General features: G+C 66.1%; 17 protein-coding genes. 8 read left to right on the plus strand and 9 right to left on the minus strand.

Going from position 1 to position 19019, the window contains the following annotated elements:
- Window positions 1-32: 32 nt before the first annotated feature.
- The 4 genes from pdxR to K323_RS0111590 all read left to right on the plus strand — a co-directional run bounded on the left by pdxR (window position 33) and on the right by K323_RS0111590 (window position 4343).
- Complete coding sequence (gene pdxR / locus K323_RS0111575; RefSeq protein WP_022885442.1) at window positions 33-1451, plus strand: MocR-like pyridoxine biosynthesis transcription factor PdxR; 1419 nt, start codon at window positions 33-35, stop codon at window positions 1449-1451.
- Window positions 1452-1581: 130 nt separating this feature from the next.
- Window positions 1582-2799, plus strand: a complete 1218-nt coding sequence (locus tag K323_RS0111580) for an MFS transporter (protein ID WP_022885443.1) — start codon at window positions 1582-1584, stop codon at window positions 2797-2799.
- 49 nt (window positions 2800-2848) lie between these two features.
- Entirely contained in the window at window positions 2849-3433 is a 585-nt protein-coding gene (locus K323_RS0111585) for an SDR family oxidoreductase (RefSeq protein WP_022885444.1), read from the plus strand.
- 37 nt (window positions 3434-3470) lie between these two features.
- Window positions 3471-4343, plus strand: coding sequence for an HAD family hydrolase (locus K323_RS0111590; protein WP_022885445.1), 873 nt, complete (start codon window positions 3471-3473; stop codon window positions 4341-4343).
- Window positions 4344-4376: 33 nt separating this feature from the next.
- Here K323_RS0111590 and K323_RS0111595 read toward each other — a convergent pair whose 3' ends face one another.
- On the minus strand, window positions 4377-5330 hold the full coding sequence (locus K323_RS0111595; RefSeq protein ID WP_022885446.1) for a GlxA family transcriptional regulator: 954 nt from the start codon (window positions 5328-5330) through the stop codon (window positions 4377-4379).
- 116 nt (window positions 5331-5446) lie between these two features.
- Between K323_RS0111595 and K323_RS0111600 the strand changes: the two genes are divergently transcribed.
- The 3 genes from K323_RS0111600 (at window position 5447) to K323_RS0111610 (ending at window position 6952) form a co-directional block, all read left to right on the plus strand.
- Window positions 5447-6085, plus strand: a complete 639-nt coding sequence (locus K323_RS0111600; RefSeq protein WP_022885447.1) for an HD domain-containing protein — start codon at window positions 5447-5449, stop codon at window positions 6083-6085.
- 108 nt (window positions 6086-6193) lie between these two features.
- Window positions 6194-6550 (plus strand): hypothetical protein, encoded by a 357-nt coding sequence (locus tag K323_RS30755; protein ID WP_022885448.1) that lies wholly within the window; start codon window positions 6194-6196, stop codon window positions 6548-6550.
- A gap of 72 nt (window positions 6551-6622) precedes the next feature.
- The gene (locus K323_RS0111610; protein WP_022885449.1) at window positions 6623-6952 is read left to right on the plus strand and encodes a hypothetical protein; all 330 of its coding nucleotides are present in this window, start codon (window positions 6623-6625) and stop codon (window positions 6950-6952) included.
- Window positions 6953-7378: 426 nt separating this feature from the next.
- On the opposite strand, the gene K323_RS25595 is transcribed toward K323_RS0111610, so the two are convergent.
- The 5 genes from K323_RS25595 to K323_RS0111635 form a co-directional block, all read right to left on the minus strand.
- Window positions 7379-8476 carry an IS110 family RNA-guided transposase gene (locus K323_RS25595; protein ID WP_084697238.1) on the minus strand — a complete coding sequence of 366 codons (1098 nt, stop codon included), beginning with the start codon at window positions 8474-8476 and terminating at the stop codon, window positions 7379-7381.
- 468 nt (window positions 8477-8944) lie between these two features.
- Complete coding sequence (locus tag K323_RS0111620; RefSeq protein WP_022885451.1) at window positions 8945-9790, minus strand: HpcH/HpaI aldolase/citrate lyase family protein; 846 nt, start codon at window positions 9788-9790, stop codon at window positions 8945-8947.
- Between the two features lie 121 nt (window positions 9791-9911).
- Window positions 9912-11261 (minus strand): dihydroorotase, encoded by a 1350-nt coding sequence (locus tag K323_RS0111625; RefSeq protein WP_022885452.1) that lies wholly within the window; start codon window positions 11259-11261, stop codon window positions 9912-9914.
- A gap of 72 nt (window positions 11262-11333) precedes the next feature.
- On the minus strand, window positions 11334-12827 hold the full coding sequence (locus K323_RS0111630; protein WP_026851562.1) for an aldehyde dehydrogenase family protein: 1494 nt from the start codon (window positions 12825-12827) through the stop codon (window positions 11334-11336).
- Between the two features lie 74 nt (window positions 12828-12901).
- Window positions 12902-14173 carry an alpha/beta hydrolase family protein gene (locus K323_RS0111635; protein WP_022885454.1) on the minus strand — a complete coding sequence of 424 codons (1272 nt, stop codon included), beginning with the start codon at window positions 14171-14173 and terminating at the stop codon, window positions 12902-12904.
- 366 nt (window positions 14174-14539) lie between these two features.
- Between K323_RS0111635 and K323_RS0111640 the strand changes: the two genes are divergently transcribed.
- Entirely contained in the window at window positions 14540-16282 is a 1743-nt protein-coding gene (locus K323_RS0111640) for a CocE/NonD family hydrolase (RefSeq protein WP_022885455.1), read from the plus strand.
- Between the two features lie 77 nt (window positions 16283-16359).
- Here K323_RS0111640 and K323_RS25600 read toward each other — a convergent pair whose 3' ends face one another.
- The 3 genes from K323_RS25600 to K323_RS0111655 all read right to left on the minus strand — a co-directional run bounded on the left by K323_RS25600 (window position 16360) and on the right by K323_RS0111655 (window position 18993).
- Window positions 16360-17034, minus strand: a complete 675-nt coding sequence (locus K323_RS25600) for a GntR family transcriptional regulator (RefSeq protein ID WP_022885456.1) — start codon at window positions 17032-17034, stop codon at window positions 16360-16362.
- 61 nt (window positions 17035-17095) lie between these two features.
- A complete protein-coding gene (locus K323_RS0111650; protein WP_022885457.1) occupies window positions 17096-18100 on the minus strand; it encodes an asparaginase in 1005 nt (334 codons plus the stop codon).
- Window positions 18101-18153: 53 nt separating this feature from the next.
- Window positions 18154-18993 carry an alpha/beta hydrolase gene (locus tag K323_RS0111655; RefSeq protein WP_022885458.1) on the minus strand — a complete coding sequence of 280 codons (840 nt, stop codon included), beginning with the start codon at window positions 18991-18993 and terminating at the stop codon, window positions 18154-18156.
- Window positions 18994-19019: the final 26 nt, after the last annotated feature.

The following is a 19019-nucleotide window of genomic DNA, read 5'->3' on the forward strand; positions in this document are numbered from 1 at the left end:
AATCAAGCGGCAGGCGAGTAAGGTCCAATGACATGGCAGAGTCTCAGACCACTTCGCAGACGCGCCGGTCAACGCGCACCGGTGTCGACCTTCTCCTGCAACTTCGCGGATCCGGAACGAGAGCAGGTCTGACGGAGGCCCTGCGCGATGCCGTGCGATCGGGGCATCTGCCGGCAGGAAGTCGCCTGCCCGCATCCCGCGCCTTGGCCAACGATCTGGGAATTGCGCGCAGTACGGTGACCGAGTGCTATTCGCTGCTCCTGGAGGAGGGCTGGCTCACGGCGCGTCACGGCTCGGGGACGTTCGTGGCGGAGCGTGTGCAACAGCATCGGGTCAAGGAGGTGCCGGCGCCTCGCCGAGAGCCCTCGCACGGGCTCGGCCCGGGAGCGGCGGACTATGCGGACTTCCCTCGTTCGACCTGGCTGGCCGCCGCGCGCCGAGCGTTCGCGGCCGCTCCGCACAGCGCCTTCGGATACGGCGATCCGCTGGGACGCATGGAGACGCGGGTCGCGATCGCCGACTATCTCGCTCGCGTGCGGGGCGTGTACGCCGACCCGGGTCGGATCGTCCTGTCCTCCGGTTATCAGCACGGTCTCGGCGTGGTGGCCCGCGCACTGAAGAACCAGGGTCATGAATCCGTCGCGGTGGAGTCCTACGGGCTGGACATCTATCGGGGGGTGCTCGGCGATGCGGAACTCCGCATCCCGCCTCTCGAGGTCGATGAGGAGGGCGCTCAGGTGCAACGGCTCCATCGACTCGACGGCAACAGAGCTGTCCTGCTCACCCCGGCGCATCAGTTCCCGACCGGTCACGCGTTGTCTCCTGAGCGTCGCGCCATGGTCCTCGATTGGGCGCGGAGTGCAGGAGGGCTCATTCTCGAGGACGACTACGACGGCGAGTTCCGTTACGACCGCAAGCCGATCGGAGCACTGCAAGGGCTCGATCCCGACCGGGTCGTGTACTTCGGAACAGCCAGTAAGTCGATCGCGCCAGCGCTCCGGCTGGGATGGATCGTCGTCCCGGATCGCCTTCTGGGGGCGGTGGCGGATGCGAAGGGGCGCGTCGACACCGTGAGCGTATTGGACCAGCTCATCTTCACGGAGTTCGTCACCTCCGGCGCCTTCGACAGCCACATCCGCTCTCGTCGGCAGAGCTATCGACGACGTCGTACCCAACTCGTCGACGCTGTGCAGAGTCGAGCCTCTGGCATCCGCGTGATCGGCATGCAGGCCGGATTGCAGGCGGTGCTCATCCTGCCGGCGGGTACAGAGGCGTGGGTCCTGCAGGCGGCGGCACGCCGGGGCCTCCTGGTGAGCGGCCTCTCCGCTTTCCGGCATCCTGGTGCGGAAAGAGACGGCAGGTGGTCGGACGGCCTGGTCGTGAACTTCTCCGCTGTCTCCGACAGTGCGTGGCCGGGAGCCTTGGAGGAACTCGTTCGCGTCCTCCCGTGACAGGAGTGAAAGTGGTCCGGATTTCTTGATGCGGATTGGTACTCGTGGAGGGTCCGCTTCGGTTCTAGCGTTGTGTTGTACGGCGATTGACCAGGTCGTGCAACCCACGTGATTCCTACAAGGAGCCGAAATGTCCGCACCCCGCACGATCTCCCGACGGTCACGTCGGCGCGCGTTTCCGTCAGGGCTCGCCCTGGCAGGTACCGCTGTCGCCTTCATGAGCCTGTATCTGGGGGCGGGTGCTCTGACGCCACTCCTTGTCGATTACAAGGACCGGTTCGGCTTCGCCCCGGAGATGCTCAACGTCGCCTTTGCTGTCTATGCCGCCGGGTTCCTGGTCGCGGTACTCGTCTTCGGCTCTCTCTCGGATCACATCGGCCGGCGGCCGGTGATCATTGGGGGACTGATTGTGCAGCTCGCATCGAACATCCTGTTCCTCACGGCCATGGATGTGAGCTGGGTCATCTTCGGCCGCATAGTCCAGGGCCTCGCGAGCGGCGCCGCGACCGCCGCGTTCACGGCTGCGATGGTGGAGCTGGCGCCCGAGCGCAACAAACGAGTCGGGGCGATCCTCGGCAGCATCAGTCTGACCGGTGGGCTCGCCCTGGGCTCGATCCTCGCGGGGCTCGCCATCGAGCTCACCCCGGCAGCGAACACCATCATCTTCGTCATCCTGATCGCACTGACCGTCCTCGGCGTGCTCGTGGCGATCTTCGCCCCGGAGACGGGGAAGCGGACGCGGGGTGCCGGGCGCTCGATGATCCCGCGTGTCTCGGTCCCTCGGGCAGCTCGCCGGGAGTTCATCGCCGCCGCCCCCGTCGTCGCCGCCGTCTGGATGCTCGCCGGTCTGTCGGGTGGTCTCGCACCCAATATGGTGCGCAGCGTATTCGGGATCGACAGTCCTTTCCTCGGCGGGCTCGCCGGTTTCGTCGCTCCCGCCGTGTCCACCGTGATCGGAGTGGTCTTCGCGAAAGTGGCCTCGCGGCATGCCATGGTCATCGGCATCTACGCGGCGATCATCGGTGCAGCGGCGATCATCGGCGGAGTGTTCGCCGGGAGTCTGACGATCATGATCATCGGGCAGGCCATCGCGGGCATCGCCTTTGGAGCGTCGTTCACCGCCGCGCTCCAGCTGCTGATCCCGCTGGTGCTGCCGCAGCAGCGAGCCGGCGTGATCGCTGCCGTCTACGTCGTCTCCTACGCCGCCTTCGGGCTCCCGATCGTCATCGAGGGCCAGTTGGTCGCCCCGCTCGGCGAGATTCCTGCGGTGGTCTGCTACACGGGCGTGACCATCCTGCTCGCTCTCCTCAGCCTCATTGCTCAGGCGCGCATCGCGCGTCGTGCGTGAGCCCCGGCATCCGCCCGGTTCAACGAAACAAGAAACGAAAGGCACCATTATGTCCAAGGTCTTCCTCGCAGGCGCATCCGGAGTCATCGGCCAACGTCTCATCCCCCTGCTCCTGAAGGCGGGGCACACCGTCGCGGGCATGACCCGCTCGGCCGGCAAAGCGGAGCGCATCAGCGCTCTCGGAGCTGAAGCCGTCGTGGTCGATGTGTTCGATCGTGACGCACTGATCGCCGCCGTCGTGGCCTTCGGTCCTGACATCATCCTCAACGAGCTCACCGACCTGCCAGACGATGTGAACAAGATCGCCGAGTTCGGCGACCTGAACGCCCGCATCCGGACGGAGGGCAACCAGAACATCATCGATGCCTCTCGCGCAGCGGGCAACCCGAAGATCCTCGCTCAGACCGTCGCCTGGGAGCTCCCGGACGGACCGGATGCCGTCGCCGTGCGGCAGCTGGAGACATCTGTGCTCGCTGAGGGCGGTGTCGTGCTCAGCTACGGACAGTTCTACGGTGCCGGAACCTACAACCCGGATGCCGTTCCGGCAGAGCCGCGCGTGCAGATCGACCGTGCGGCAGCGCGAACGGTCGAGCTGCTGGACGCACCGTCCGGGGTCGTCGTCATAATCGACTGACCACCCCTCTCTCCACCCAGACTCGATCGGATCACTCATGGCGGAACTCGACCTCCCTCTCGCTCCTGCGTCGCACGACGTCGAAGGACCGAGAGCTCCCAGGAACGCCTACGAATGGCTGGTCGCGATCGATCTGGACGGGACAACGATCGACGAGGTGGGTCACGCTAGCCCGGCCGTGAGAGCGGAGCTCCATCGTGTCGCAAGCGCCGGGCATCATCTGCTCGTCGCGACCGGGCGGTCGGCGGCGACCACACTGGGGGTGTTTGATCACATCGAGATCTGGCCGGAATACGTCGTGTGCTCCAATGGTGCGATGGTGCTGGTGCGGGACGAAACGGCGGCGCGCGGATACCGGCGGCTGCGTACTCGAGGGTTCGACGCCGCTGCGGTGCTCGAGACGATTCGTCAGCACCTTCCCACCGCACACCTCGCTGTCGAAGACGAGCAGGGTTCGTATCGCTACAGTCATCCGTTCCCGCCCATGACGACGGAGCCGGCGCATGTGCAGACGATCGTGGCGCATGACGCGCTGATCGTCGGGAAGGCCGTTCGGGTGGTGGCGATCGTGCCGGAAGCCGATGTCGACGAGTTCCGGCATCAGGTGGCTCAGATGGATCTGCTCGGCGTGACGTTCTCGCTCGGATGGACGGCCTGGCTCGACATCGCCGCAGAAGGGGTGACGAAGGCATCGGCTGTCGAAGAGATACGCGCGGCGCTGGGCTTCCGTCGCGATCGGGTGATGGCGGTGGGCGACGGCTACAACGACGTCGAAATGATCGCCTGGGCCGCGGAGGAGGGACGGGGCGTGGCGATGGGTCACGCCCCGCAACCCCTCATCACGGTTGCCTCCGAGGTCACCGGATCGCTGTCGGAGGACGGCCTGGCGCAGGCGCTCGCGTCACTCTGATCCGACCGGCAGACAGGGCGGTCCCACACCTCGTCAGTCAGCAGTGCTGCGGAACTGCTGCTTATACAGGTTGGGCGGTATTCCGAGCCTGCTCGTGAACACGCGACGCATGGTCTCCGTGTTCGGAAACCCGGCGCGTCGAGCCGTGGCGGCGACAGGCTCCCCGCGGAGCAGCAGAGACTTCGCCGTCTCCACGCGCACGTGCTGAACGAATTTGACCGGCGTCATGCCGATCTCGGCGAGGAAGATCCTGGTGAGGTGTCGCGGGCTGACGCGCGCGATCGCGGCGAGGTCCGTCATCTCGTGCGGTTCGGCCGGTGAGGTCATGACTGCCTCCGCGACCCGACTCACGCTCGCCTGCGCCCCGCGGGAAATTTCCAGCAGCGAGGAGAACTGTGACTGACCTCCGGGTCGCTGCATGTAGACGACGAGCTGCTGGGCGACGGCTCTGGCGAGTTCAGGACCGTGATCTGCTTCGACCAGGGAGAGTGCGAGGTCGATGCCGGCCGATACGCCGGCCGACGTGTGGAATCTCCCGTCGTGCACGAAGAGGGCATCCGGGATGACGTCGATCTGCGGGTAGATGCGGGCGAGGAGTGCCGCATGGGCCCAGTGCGTGGTCGCGCGCTTTCCGTCCAGGGCGCCGACATGCGCCAGCAGCAGCGCCCCCGTGCAGACGGAGGTGACCCGCTCGGCGACCTCGACGAGATGCGCGGTGGCCGCCCGGAGTTCTGGAGGGATGGGCTCGACGGGCAGCGCGTCGCCGCCGACGATCACGACCGTGTCGGCCCGCGTCACCGTGTTCGCAGCGACGGTGTCGATCGATATCCCGATGGACGTGCGGATCGATCCGCCAGCGGGCGAGCAGTACTCCAGCTCGTAGTCGGCGCCAAATCGCGTCGCCTCGGCGAAGACCTCTGCCGGCCCGGCGAGGTCGAGCTGTTTAGCGTCAGGGAAGACGAGAAAGACGACGATGTGACCAGCCATACTGCCAGTATGTCCAAAAATCAGCGAAAGTTGTCAATTCTGACACACACGGTTTCGGTGGTCTGCCATGAGGCTTGTCTTACCCCGCCTCGAGCGGGACTGAGTTGGAGGACGACATGACCGAGACGATCGCGGGGATCACCATTCCCGACACCGACCTCGTGCGCGATATCACCGCGTACATCCGCGAGCAGGAAGACGACCTGCTCTTCCATCATTCCCGCCGCGTCTACGTGTTCGGGGCGCTCATGGGGCAGCGCCGGAGTATCGACGTCGACCTCGAGTTGCTCTACGCCGGCGCGATGTTCCATGACCTCGGGTTGACGAGCGCGTTCCACGACTCCCACCTCCGCTTCGAGGTCGACGGTGCCAAAGCCGCTCGTGACTTCCTCGCCTCGCGCGGTGTCGACGCCGAGCGGGCCACCGCCGTGTGGACCGGAATCGCGTTGCACACCACACCCGGCATCCCCGAGTTCATGGCTCCGGAAGTCGCGCTTGTCACGGCCGGCGTGGAGACCGACGTCCTGGGCATCTGGCATCACGAGCTCACCGCCGCAGAGATCGACGCCGTGACAGCGATCCACCCCCGGCCGGACTTCAAGAATCGGATCCTCGCAGCCTTCGCCGAGGGCAACAGACGGCGCCCGGACAGCACCTTCGGCAACGTGAACGCCGACGTGCTCGCGCACTATCTACCTGGGTACGCTCGTGGCGACTTCGTGGAGGTCATCCGTTCCAACTCATGGCCGGAGTGATCCGGGGCTGACGACGAGTCGGGTGAAGCATCGCGGCGAGCGACGACGCCCAGCTGAGCTGGGTCCACGACTCTTCCTCGCCGGTGCCTGCCAGGGTGACCGCTCGGTGTGAGAAAACCGATCGATCTCGACATCGCCCGGGTGAACGCACTGCGCCTCGTCGTCGAAGCCGCGCGCGTGCCGGTGGCGTTCGGAATCAGCCGGCGCGTCGACCCGTCGTTCGCCGCTGAGCGACCCAGGACCGCTGGCCCCGCCGTCTCGGCGGTGGAGTACGGTGCTTGGCCAGTACTTCGGCTCTGGGTTGCGATGGCTCTCCGCCAGGATGCCGCAGATCGGGCGGCGATGCGCGGCGGTCTCTCTTCGCGTGCCAGTGCGCTCGTACGCGCGGCTGAGCTGACTTCAGACTCCGAGCTCCGAAATGGACGCCTGCTCGGACTCGATGCACGAGGGGGGCATTTCGCTTGATCCGTGCTCATGGCATTGGAAACTGAACTCAGAGCCGCCTGCTCGCTCTGATTCGCGGCTACCTTCGAGCACATGAACAATCATTTCCGCCTCATCGGTGGCCCGCGTCACTCCGTTATCGCCGAGTCGCTCCCCATCGACTACACGGTCGTCGACACCGAGACGTTCGACCGCACAGATCCGCGGCATGTGGACATCGTGTATGAGGACACCCGGTTCGTCGCGAAATGGCGCGGCGACGAGCAGGTGTACCTCACCGTCGGGCACGAGTACGACGCCGGTGAGCTTGTGCGCCGCGCAGACCTGCCAAATGACGCCATCCAGTCCGCGCTCCACGTCAATGGTGAAGACATCGCGGGTGCCATCCTCGGCAAGTACGAGGTATACACGGTCGAGGGATAGCGTGCGTCGCTCCACGCCTCGGGCTCGTTGGTTGCAGCCTGCGGCAAGACTTCCGCGGCCCGCTCACCGATCCCGCGGACACGAGCCTCCCGCGCGACGTAACCTCCGGCGGTATGGGGACACCGGGTGAGGTCAGATGGCCTCAGTGCGCGACGCCTTCGTTCTGCGCGTACCGAACAGAGTCAACCCCTTTTCGTGTGCGCTGCTTCCATCGTCCAGCTCGGCGACTGCACTCCACGAATTGCAGCATCTTCAACAGAGAATCCGCGTGTCTTCCGCTCGCGCACGATTAGGAAGACCCACAGCGCTCAAAACAACGACGCCGAAGCCGGCGAGCCAGAGCAGCAGATCCATGGCTATCTCCTTTTGCTTGACGTGATCATACGCCCGCGGACGCCGTGGGCCGGGGTGCCCCTATGTCCTTTGTCAAGCGGCGAGGGCCGGAGTGGCAACTCGTGATTCGTAGAGGGTGCCATCGCGGAGCGCGGCGAAGGCAGAGAGGAACAGGGCTCGTTTGAGGATCTTGTTCCCGCGCCTGGAGGGGTGCTCGCCGCGGATCGATGAACCAGATCTTCGTGTGACGGGTGCGAGACCGGCGTAGGCGGCGAGATGGCCAGCGGTGGCGAAGTCTTTGCCGGAGATTTCGGTGAGGAGTCGTGCTGCGGTCCTGACGCCGACTCCGGGCATGCTCGTCAGGACGGGCTGAAGAGGGTGCGCCCCCACGAGGCGTTCGACCTCGACCGCGATCTCGGCCCGTTGCCGGCGCAGTCTGGTGAGCTGTTCCGCGAGGCGCGGCAGCACGAGCGAGCCGACGTTTGTGCCCACAACGACCACGGTCTGCTCGGCGAGTGCTCGGCTGATTTCCTCAGCCATGCGGCGGCCCATCCTGGGTGCGAGTTTCACTAATCGGTTGCCGAGTCGGGTCGTCCCCGCAGCTTTCATCGCGGCTGGGGACGGGTAGTGCTGCAACAGGTCCAGCACGGCCGGATGATCCAGGTGCGGGCCGAGAACCCGCTCCAGGGCAGGGTGGATCTGGGTGAGGAGCCCGCGGATCCGGTTGCTCGTAGCGGTGGCCTGCCCCACAAGGTCGTCATCGAAACCGCAGAGCATCGACAGTTCGGCAACCTGTTCGTCGGCGAGCTGGATCGACCGCAGCGCGTGAGGGAGCGTCCGGGCTGCTTGCGCGATGATCGCCGCATCCCGAGCATCGGTCTTCGCTTCGCCCGCGTGCAGGTCCGCGATGCGGCGCATCGCGAGCCCGGGGAGATACCCCACCAACACGTCCTCCGCCTGGGCGACCGCAATCGGGAGGTCGCCGATCGTTGCGGGCTGATCCACGACGAAGAGCACCTGACCGTGTCGTTTCAGGCTGCCGATGACCGCACGTAGTCGCGCCTCGTCGTTCGGGAGCGCCTTGTCATAGAGCACCGCTCCGGTCCGGTCCAGGGCAACGGCGAGGTGTTCGCCCTTGCCGACATCGACACCGATGAAGACGTCGACTTGTTCGTATCGTTCGATTGTCACCTGCTTCTCCGTCCGTGAGACGTGGCCTGAACCAGGGCGGTGAGTCTCGGCATCCACGTTACGAACGGCCTCGGCGAAGTGCCGGGTCCAGCCCCTATCAGCGATCACCCACTGCCGAACCGAGCCCGGTGACAACACCCCCCGGATCATCAACGACTGGGGGCAGCAATCATGCCGGGCCCGGCAGGCTAACACCCTTCAAGAATGACTCCTGAACGGCTACGAAAAAAGAAACGGGGGGGGGGGGACTTGACTCGTCGAAAACGCGGCTCTACCGACAGAGGGTCGGCCAACGGCCTGCGGGTCTCCCCGACCGGGTGATGCGCAGCCTTCATCATCCCGGTGTCAGGCATTCTCGGTATAACGTACCGTCAAAACCCAAGGCCGACCGGTGGATTCAGGTTTAGCGCAGTGGCGCGATGTCAAGCTAGACCTGAAAAATAATTGGACAATATAGAAGAAGCGTGTCTACTCCCTCTGAGTCCTTATGGGCATGACGCCGAATGCCTTGGCGAGGCGGCAGATTTTTTCGGCACGGCCGAGCCTCGGCAGGTCGCTGCCGTCCCGGATGACGCGGCCGCGGGATTCGAAGTCGTCGAGGAAGTCCCGCGCCCACATCGCATCCGATTGGGTGGGGCTGATGGTCTCGTTAATCACCGTGAGCTGATCCAGCTCGAGGCAGAGCTTTCCGGTCAGCCCTAAGGCGACAGCATGTTCTGCTTTCTGCCGCAGAACCGGATGGCTGCTTCCGACCGTGGGGCCGTCGATAGGGCCTGGTAGGTTGCCGATCCTGCTGGCGATGACGAGCCGTGAACGGGGGTATGCCATGGCGAGGTCATCGGCGCTGGTGCCCGTGTCGCGGCGATAGTCGCCGCTGCCGAACCCTAGCCTGAACGCGCCCCGGGCACGCGCGATCGACGGCGATTCTTCGATGCCGAGTGCGGATTCGACTAGGGCGAGGATCGGCACGGTTCCGCCGAGGCGGACGAAGGTCTCCGTGACGTGGCTCGCCGATTCGGTCTTTGCGAGCATCACGCCTGCCAGTCCAGGAACGCCCTTGAGCCCGTCGACATCATCCGACCAGAAACCGCTCGAGCGGTCGTTAATGCGCACCCACCCCGACCCGCCGGCAGTAAGCCAGTCGATCACCGAAGCTCGCGCGCCCGTCTTAAGTTTCGGATCGACGGCATCTTCGATGTCGAGAATGATCTGGTCGGCGCGAGAGTTGGCCGCCGTGTCAAAATCGTTGGTCCGGATGCCCGAGACGAGCAGCCAGGAACGTGCGATCTCGGGGGCGATAGTGTTTCTGGTCATAGTCCTTCTACTTTTTGAGGTGCATCGGGCTGTAAGCGCGCACGGTCCGTGACGTCAGCAGCCACCGGCCCCGAGACCGTTGACGCTACTTCTCGAGTGCCACGGTGGAGGCACTGCCCCACTAGCGCGCTCCGGCTCCGGGAAGGAAGCTGCCTGAGCGCTCGCCGACCACGGCGCCGTTCTCGGCGATGAGCTCGCCGCGCAGGTAGGTCTGCATGACACGACCGGTCACTGTGCGGCCGTCAAACGGCGTCCACCCGGCTTTCGACAGCACGGTCTCGTTGCTTAGCGTGCGCTGAGCGGTGGGGTCGACGAGCACGATATCGGCGTCGCGGCCGACCGCGATGCGGCCCTTCCGGTCGTCGAGCCCGTAGATCTTCGCGGGGTTCTCGCTGTAGACGCGCACCACATCCTCATACGAGAGCGAGCCGCGCGCGGCGGCATCGAGCAGGATCGAGAAAGTGCTGTCGAGCCCGGGTAGACCGAAGTGCACGTCCCAGATCGAGCCCGCGTTCTTCTGCTGAAGCGTGGAGGGCGCGTGGTCCGTCGACATGTGCGTCAAAATGCCCCGGCGCAGCAGCGTCCACATCTCCTCCTCGTCGGCGGCGCTCCGGGCGCGTGCCGGCGGGGTGAACTTGCGGAGCGCACCCTGCTCGAGCGCCTCGTCCTCGCGCAGCAGGAAGTACTGCGGGCAGCCCTCGGCATTCAGGCGTCCGCCGCGTTCGCGCTCGGCTTGCAGATAGGAGGCGACCTCGGGGTTGCTCACGTGCGCGATAGTGGCGCGGGCACCGGTGCGGCGCACGAGCAGCGATGCGACGGCCGCGGCCACAAGCTCGGCGTCGCGGTTGCGCCAATCGGAGAGGATCCCGCCGTCGTCGCGGCCCTCGCTGCGGAGCACCTCTTCGGCAACGGCCGTGAGCGACTCGTCCTCGCAGTGCAGCAGGCTGACGGCACCGGCTTCTGCGGTGGCGGTCAGGTGCGTGCGCAGGGCGCCGGCATCATGACCAGGGATCCCGTGCGTGGTGCAGGTGAACACCTTGAAGAAGGAGACGCCCGCTTCCCACAGGGGCGCGACGTGGTCGGCCTCGCCCGGCCACGCGTGCGCGGCGAGGCCGAAGTCCACGTGCGAGCGGTCCGCGAGGTACGCGGCTTTCTCCTTGAGCTGTTCGACGGAGCGCACGGGGCGACCGTGAGAGTGCTCGATGATCGTCGTCACGCCCGATGCTCCTGCGGCGGCCGAGCCGGTGGGGAAGTCCTCACGGGTGGGGTCGCCCGGATCCATGAGGTGCACGTGCGTGTCGACGCCGCCGGGCATCACCAGCAGGCCGCCGGCGTCCACCTCGCGTGCGGCGCCGTCAATGTTCTTGCCGATCGCGGCGATGCGGCCGTCGACGACGCCGACGTCGGCGCGTCGACGCCCCTGCGGCGTGACTATAGTTCCGTTGCGGATGGTGATTTCGAATTGCGTCATGTTGCGTTCCTGTCTTTTGCACCTGTAGGGCCCGGGGTGCCTGCTCGTCAGGCGCTGGCGGATCCTGTCGAATCAGGAGTACCGCATCGGCTCGGTCGTGCCGAACCAGTCGGTCCCAGAGGGGGCAGTATTGATCATTGTGCTCTTCAACTGGGTATAGGCGTGGAAGGACTCGATCGCGTTCTCCGAACCGATGCCGCTGTCCTTCATGCCGCCCCAGGGCGAGGCTGGGTCGACGCGGTGGTGGTCGTTGATCCAGACGATGCCGATGTCGAGCTGGTCGACCATGCGCAGGCCGCGCGCCGTGTCCCGCGTCCAGATCGATCCGGCAAGGCCGAAGTCGGCGTCGTTCGCGAGGCGGATCGCTTCGGCCTCGTCGCTGAACGGCACGACGACCGCAACCGGCCCGAAGATCTCCTGGCGCCAGACGTCGTGGTCGGTGGTGACGTCGGTGAGGATGGTCGGCAGGTAGAACTGGCCCGCGGTGAACGCGTCCCCGTTCGGCACCGCGCCGCCCGCGGCGACTGTGACGCCCTGCGCCCGCGAGCGATCGACGGCGTCGGCCACGCGCTTGCGCTGCAGCGCGGAGACGAGCGGGCCGATCTGGGTCTCGTTGTCTGCAGGGTCGCCGAGGCGCAGCTGGCCGACGCGCTCAAGGAGCCGCGCAAGGAAGGCGTCATAGACGGTGTCCTGCACGAGAATGCGCGATCCCTGCACGCAGGTCTGGCCGGTCGCGACGAACGAGGCGAACAGGGCACCCGCCACGGCCTCTTCGAGCGGTGAGTCGTCAAAGACGATGACCGGCGCCTTGCCGCCGAGCTCGGCGGTCACAGGGATCAACCGGCGACCGGCCTCGGCCGCGATAATGCGGCCCGTCTCCGTGCCGCCGGTCACGTCGAGCTTGTCGGTGCCGGCATGCTCCGAGAGCGCGCGGCCGGTCGTGCCTCCCGCGCCGGTGACGACGTTCACGACGCCGGCGGGCACGCCAGCCTCCTCGAGCAGCTTCGCAAGTTCGAGCGGCACGAGTGGTCCGAGCTCGCTCGGCTTAATGACCATGCTGTTGCCCGCGGCGATCGCGACCGACACCTTCTTCATCGTGATGAGGAGCGGATGGTTCCACGGGGTAATCATGCCGATCACGCCGAGCGGCACGCGCCGGATGAGGTTCACGTGTCCTTCCCCGACGTCTGGCACTGAGCCGCGGTCAGTCTGCGCGACGGCGCCGAAGAACTCGAGCCACTCGGGCAAGCGGGAGAGCTGGGCGCGCATCTCGCGGATCGGGCGGCCGATCTGCTCGGTCTCTAGCGCAGCGAAATCGTCGACGCGCTGCGCAAGCAGCTGGGCGGCGCGGTTCAGCACGCGCGCCCGCTCACGCTGGGCGATGCCGCGCCAGCGCTTGTCGTCGAACGCGCGTCGCGCAGCCGCCACAGCCCGATCCACGTCGCCGGGTGTGGCGTGGGCGATAAGGGCGATGGTCTTGCCGGTCATGGGGCTGACGACGTCCATGGTAGCGCCGTCTTCCGCGGGGACCTGTTGGCCGTCGATGTGGAGGAGCGCTTCGCGCATGGTTGACTCGCTTTCGTGGGAGGTGTCGGTGCGGAGGTAACGCGCGCCGGCAGTTGGCGGACGCGCGTCACCGCTCAATGCTTCGCGTTCTTCGGGTGCGGCCGGCTCTCGACGACACCGGTGGCGGTCACGTAGTCGAACGTGTTCTCCGCCGGCACGCCTGCCAGGCGGTCGAGCAGCCAGTCGGCCGCGTACGAGAACCAGTTCGGGCCGGCCACCACGGAGGGCGTCGGCTGCGAGAGGGCGTGGCGGCCCTGCGCATAGACGAGCAGCGGCGAGGGACCACCGGCGATCTCGGCGAGGTCGTAGCTGTGTTCGATGGGCGAGAGCTCATCGGCATCGCCCGCCACGACGAGCCACGGCACGGTCATGCCGGCCGCCTGCTCGCGCAGGTCAAGCTGCTGCACCATCTCGTCGAAGGCCGTCTCGTCTTCCTCGAGGCCGCTCATCCACATGAAGCGGGCCTTGAATGACGGCGAGGCCGCCTCGAAAATGCCGTGGCCGCCGGGCTCATGGCAGACGAGGCCGACTGCGGCGCCGCGCATCGTGGGCTGCGAGGCCGCGATCTGGGTCATCCAGTAGGAGCCGAACGAGAGGCCGTAGCCGACGATCTGATCCTCGTCGACGTCGTCGCGACCCCGCGCCCAGTCGAACAGGGCCTCGCCCGCGTCGATCCAGGCGGTCGGTGTGAAGTCGGTGCCGCGGATGGGTGCCTCGCCCTGGCCGGGGCCGTCGAAGGCGAGGATGGCGAATCCGCGCTCGAGGAACTTGTCGCCGTACATGCTGACGTTGAGCTCCTTCGCCTGGTCCATGCCGCCGCAGGAGAGCAGCAGGGGGAGGGACTCATCGCCGGTGCCCACGGGGCGGTGGTACCAGGCGGGAAGGTAGCCGTCGCCGAAGGGTATCTCGACGCGCTCGACGTGGTGGTCGGCCAGCTTGGCGTACTCCTTGTAGGCTGCGTTCTTCGCGTCATCGAGCGCTACCAGCTCGGGCGTGGTCTTCCAGATCGACCACTCGGCGGTCGAGTAGAGCACCGCGGCGTGGAAGAAGTGCTCGCGCGCCGTGACCTTGCGGTCGGCGGCCAGGGCCTCCTCGCCGAGGCGGCGGCGGCGGTCGGCTAAGTCCCGGAAGACCGGGACCAGATCGTCGAACTTGTTGATGCGACTGAGGGCGAGGGCGAAGTCCGCGTTGCCGTCGAGGCCCATCGGGCGGAGGGTGTACGCGATGCGGGGCTGATCCCACTCGAGACCGTCGGTACGCAGCACCGAATCGATGATCCATCGCTGCTCGTGCCAGCGGCGCGGGCCATTCTTCTTCGCTATTGCTGGCTGCGAACTGTTGCTCATACTGTGCTGCCTTTACGTTGGGTTTGTCGTCCGAGGACCACCACGCGGAGTCGAATTGAGGTGACTCTCGCGGTGGTTCAACCGCGCGAGGTTCCTCATCTTCGGGGAAGAAGCGACCTCAGTCTGGATTTTATATGCTGCAATATGCATTATCTGTGCCCGATCGGTGAGTGTCAAACACAGTGGCGCAGACCGGCTGAAAGCCAGGGGTCCCTGCCCAGACATGTATTCGTCCGCAGGGCTCTGCCGGCTTCCTGATCTTCTGGGTGAATCCGAGTGATCACTGGACGCTGTAACTCACAATATATATAATGCGAAATAGGTGACTGCGTACCACTCAATCGGACCGACAAAGGAGTTTTCCGCATGAGAGAGATGAAATCCGAAGCACGCGACGGCATTCGCATTGACTGGGACGTGAGCATCCCGTCCTATGACGGCACCCTCCTCGCCGCTGATGTGTTCCGGCCAGACGACGACGGGCAGTATCCCGTTCTGCTGGCCGCGGGTCCCTACGCGAAGGGCCTTCCGTTCCAGCAGGGGTACTTAAATCAGTGGGAGAACCTGATCACGAACCACGCCGACGGAATGACCGGGTCGTCGAACAAGTATCAGGTGTGGGAGTTCGCGGACCCGGAGCAGTGGGTGCCGCACGGCTACGTGCTAGTGCGCGTCGACACGCGAGGTACGGGTAACACGCCCGGCAACGTCAGCTTTTACGATCACGGGGAGACGAAGGACCTCTATGCGGCCGTCGAATGGGCAGGCACCCAGCCTTGGAGCAGCGGCAAGGTGGGCCTCAGCGGCATCTCCTATATGGCGACCAATCAGTGGCAGGTGGCCGCCATGGCGCCCCCGCACCTCGCCGCGATCTGCCCGTGGGAGGGCGCGAACGACTACTACCGCGAATACGCGCGCTCTGGCGGCATCGTCTCGGAGTTCCTGCCGACGTGGATGCCGGTGCAAGTCGCGCCCTACCAGTTTGGCAACCCTGACGCGACGGTCAACCCGATCACGGGCCGTCGTGTCACCGGCGACGAGGACGTACCTGAGGACGTGCGCAAGAGCCGCGTCATCGGCCTCGCCAACAAGTTCAACGAGCACCCGCTCGACGACGAGTTCTACCGCGAGCGGTCGGCCGAGCTGGAGAAGGTGAATGTGCCGTTGCTTTCCTCGGGCAACTGGGGCGGCGTTGCGCTGCACCTGCGCGGCAACATCGAGGGCTTCACCCGGGCCGCCACCGAGAACAAGTGGCTGGAGATCCACGGTCTCGAGCACTGGACCGAGTACTACGTCGCCGAGGGGCGCGAGCTGCAGAAGCGCTTCTTCGACCACTTCCTGAAGGGCGAGGACAACGGCTGGGATCAGGTACCGCCCATCCAGCTCAAGGTGAGGCACGTCGACGACTTCGTGGTGCGCCACGAATACGAGTGGCCGATCGCGCGCACCCAGTGGACCGACTACTACCTCAACACCGAAGACATCTCGCTCTCCACAGAGCCCGCCGTGTCCAGCGGCTCCGCGACCTTCGAGGCGCGCTCCAAGGGGCTGTCGTTCCGCACCGCGCCGTTCGAGGAGGAGACCGAGATCACAGGACCCCTGGTCCTGAAGCTTCCCATCAGCTCCTCGACGGAGGACGCCGACATCTTCGCGACGCTCAGCCTCTACGACCCTGAAGGCAACGAGGTGCTCTACACGTCGGCCATGGAGCCGAAGGCGCCCCTGACGCAGGGCTGGCTGCGAGCATCGCAGCGCAAGACCGACCCAGAGCGCAGCCTCCCGTGGCGCCCGTGGCACAGCCATGACACCGTCGAGAAGTTAATGCCGGGCGAGGTCTTCGACCTCGACGTCGAGATCTGGCCGACTTCGATCGTCATCCCTCCGGGCTACACGCTCGGGCTCACGGTGCAGGGACAGGACTACGATCACGGTCTCCCGAACCCGAAGAAGCACTACGGCCGCCCGCAGACCGGCAGCGGGCCATACTGGCACGAGCATCCGGGAGACCGCGACAAGCCGGAGTTCTCTGGTCACACGACCATCGTGTCGAAGCCGGGCCACGAGCCGCGGATCACCCTGCCGATCATCCCGAAGCGCGAGCCCGAGTAGAGCGCTCGCTCCTTAGACGGTGAAACCCCTGTGGCCCACAAAGCGGAAGGGGGTTCCGTCATCGATCCCTGGCGAAATCATAGGAGCCCGTTCTCGTGCGCCTGCTCTATCGTGAGCAGCGTCGTGCGGAGGTGCTGCACCGTGAGGGCGATCGTGCCGTCCAGATCCTTTTTGCGGTACAGCTCGATGAGCTGCGCGTGCTCGTCGTCGGATTCGGCGCGGCGCTCGGCGCTCGCCCCGAGCGAGAAGTTGACGTAGGCTGCGGCGTTGTCGCGCAGGCCCGCGAGGATCTGCGCGAGGCGGCTGGTCGTCTCGTGCAGCGCAAACGTCGCATGGAACTGGCGGTTGAGTTCGGACCAGGCCGACGTGTTGTCGGCCTCCTTCATCTGCGCGAGGAGGTCCTCCGCCTGAGCGAGGTCGTCTTCGGTGACCTTGTCGATGGTGCGGGCCACGAAGATTGGCTCAAGCGCCATGCGCAACTCGTAGATCTCGCGCACCTCCTCGAGATCGAAGCTCCGCACGCGGGAGCCGCGGTGCGGGTCGAACACGACGAGGCCCTCGCCCGCCAGATCGCGAAGCGCCTCCCGCACAGGAGTGATGCTGACGTCGAGCTGAGCCGCAATGTCTGCCTGGATCAGGCGCACGCCACCGGCGAGGGTGCCATCGAGAATGGCGTCGCGAACCATCTTCAAGACGTACCCGTGGGTGGTGAGGTTGCGATCCTGGCTGTGAAAAATCTGGCTTAAGCTCATGCGGCTCCCTTACCGTCGACATCGGATCAAGTTTTACAAATTATAGAATGTAACAAGGGTTTCAAGCTGTGACGCGCCCTCGGCGCTCGAATTCCGCTGAGAGACGCGCTCGGTCGTTCGATTCTGACAGTACGCAGGAAAGCAGGATGCGCGCCTTGCGCGGATCGAGCCACCCGGCTCCGATGGCGCCCCGGGCGAGCAGATCGGATTCCGACCCGACGAACCCGTACGCCTGCGTGTACGTCGTGCCCGATCCGGTTCGCGTCGCGAAGACGACAGGGATCCGCTCGAGTGCGCGGGAGATCGTTTCCGCGAGCGCCGCCGAGACGTGGCCGACCCCGAATGCCGAGACCACGGCGCCGTCGTAACCGCCCTCGACGACGAGATCCAGCAGTTCGCCGGAGTCGCCGAGGTAGGTCTCGAGGAGCGCGACGCGAGCCGGGCTCTCGGGGACCGGCGCGGCAAGCGCGCCGGCGCGGTCGATCTCGCCGCCGAACACCGGAATCGATTCCTCGATGTAGCCCAGCGGCCCGAAGGACGGCGTCGCGAGGGCGTTCGTTCCGCTCGAGCGGACCTTCCGCACGCGGGATGCCGCGTGGATCTCGTCGTTCATCACGACGAGCACACCGCGGCCGCGCGAGGCGGGGGAGGCCGCGGTGTGCACCGAGGCGAGCAGGTTCGCGGGTCCGTCTGCGCCGGCGACCTGAGCGGCCCGCATCGCGCCGGTGACGATGAGCGGCTCCTCCCGATCCCAGTAGAGGTCGAAGAGGTACGCCGTCTCTTCGATGGTGTCGGTGCCCTGCACGACGACCACGCCCGAGTGTCCGTCGTCGACGGACTTCCGCGCCAGTTCCAGGGCCTCGTTCAGCTCTGCGAAGGTCAGCGAGGCGCCGGGCATCGTGAACGGGGTGTGCGCGGTCACCTGCGCGGCGTGCTCGAGCCCGGGCACCGAGGCCAGGAGATCGGCGGCCGTCAGCGAGGGCTTGACACCCGCGCCGTCGGCTGCGGCAGAGGTCATGGTGATGGTGCCCCCGAGGGATACGACGGCTATGTGCGCTGTGTTCATGTGTTGTCTCCCACCGCGGGATGCGCCCCGCGGATGTCATTGTGTTCGTGTGTTCAGGTGCCGGAGATCTCCGCAAGCCAATCGATGACGATCTCCGCCACCTCGTTCTCGCAGTTCTCGTAGAAGTGGTTGCTGCCCTCGACGATCCGAATTTCTACGGGCACGTTGGCGATGCGCTGGAAAGCTTCGGCAGGGTAGGTGTCCGGGTCCTCCTCCGACCCGCGGATGAAGAGGACCGGGCACTCGACCGAGCGGGCGTCCTCGAGAAGCACGGGGCTGTTATCCATCATGTCGACGAACGATTCGGCGGTGCTGACGTAGTACCAGCCGGGCAGCAGCAGGAGCTCCGAACCGCGGCCGGCGGCCACGAGTTCGTGCGCGCGTGAGATCGTCTCCTCGAGCCGGTCCCCTGCGAGGAGGCCGATCGAGGAGGCGCGTCGCGGCATCTCGCTGCCGCCGCAGTGGGCGGAGAGCAGCACGAGCGCGGGTGTCTCGGGGTGCGTAGCCGCGTAGTGCGCTGCGAGCATGCCGCCGTTGCTGTGGCCGATGATGACGGGCGCGTCGAAGCCGCGCTTCTTCAGGAACGTCGCCGCGGCGTCGTTGTCTGAAATCCCCTCGGCCGCTGTTTGGAACGCGTTGCCCTCGGGTTCGCGGGTCTTGCAGCTGATCGTGTCGTGGCCGTGCCGGTTGTACGCGAGCGAGGTGATGCCGATGTCGCGCAGCGCGGGCGGCAGGAAGCGGAGGGATCCGCTGTAGAAGTTCATGCCGTTGCCGTGCATGAGCATGGCCGCCTGGCCGGAGATTCCCGGGGCGGGCCACCTGCCCGGCGGCGGGGTGTAGAGCAGCCCGTCGATCGGGGTGGTCGGGGTGGGGATGGAGATAAGATCCAACATGTTCGATCCTTGAATTCAGTGCGTTC

Origin of the sequence: Glaciibacter superstes DSM 21135, from assembly GCF_000421145.1 — a bacterium.
Classification (GTDB): Bacteria; Actinomycetota; Actinomycetes; order Actinomycetales; family Microbacteriaceae; genus Cryobacterium; species Cryobacterium superstes.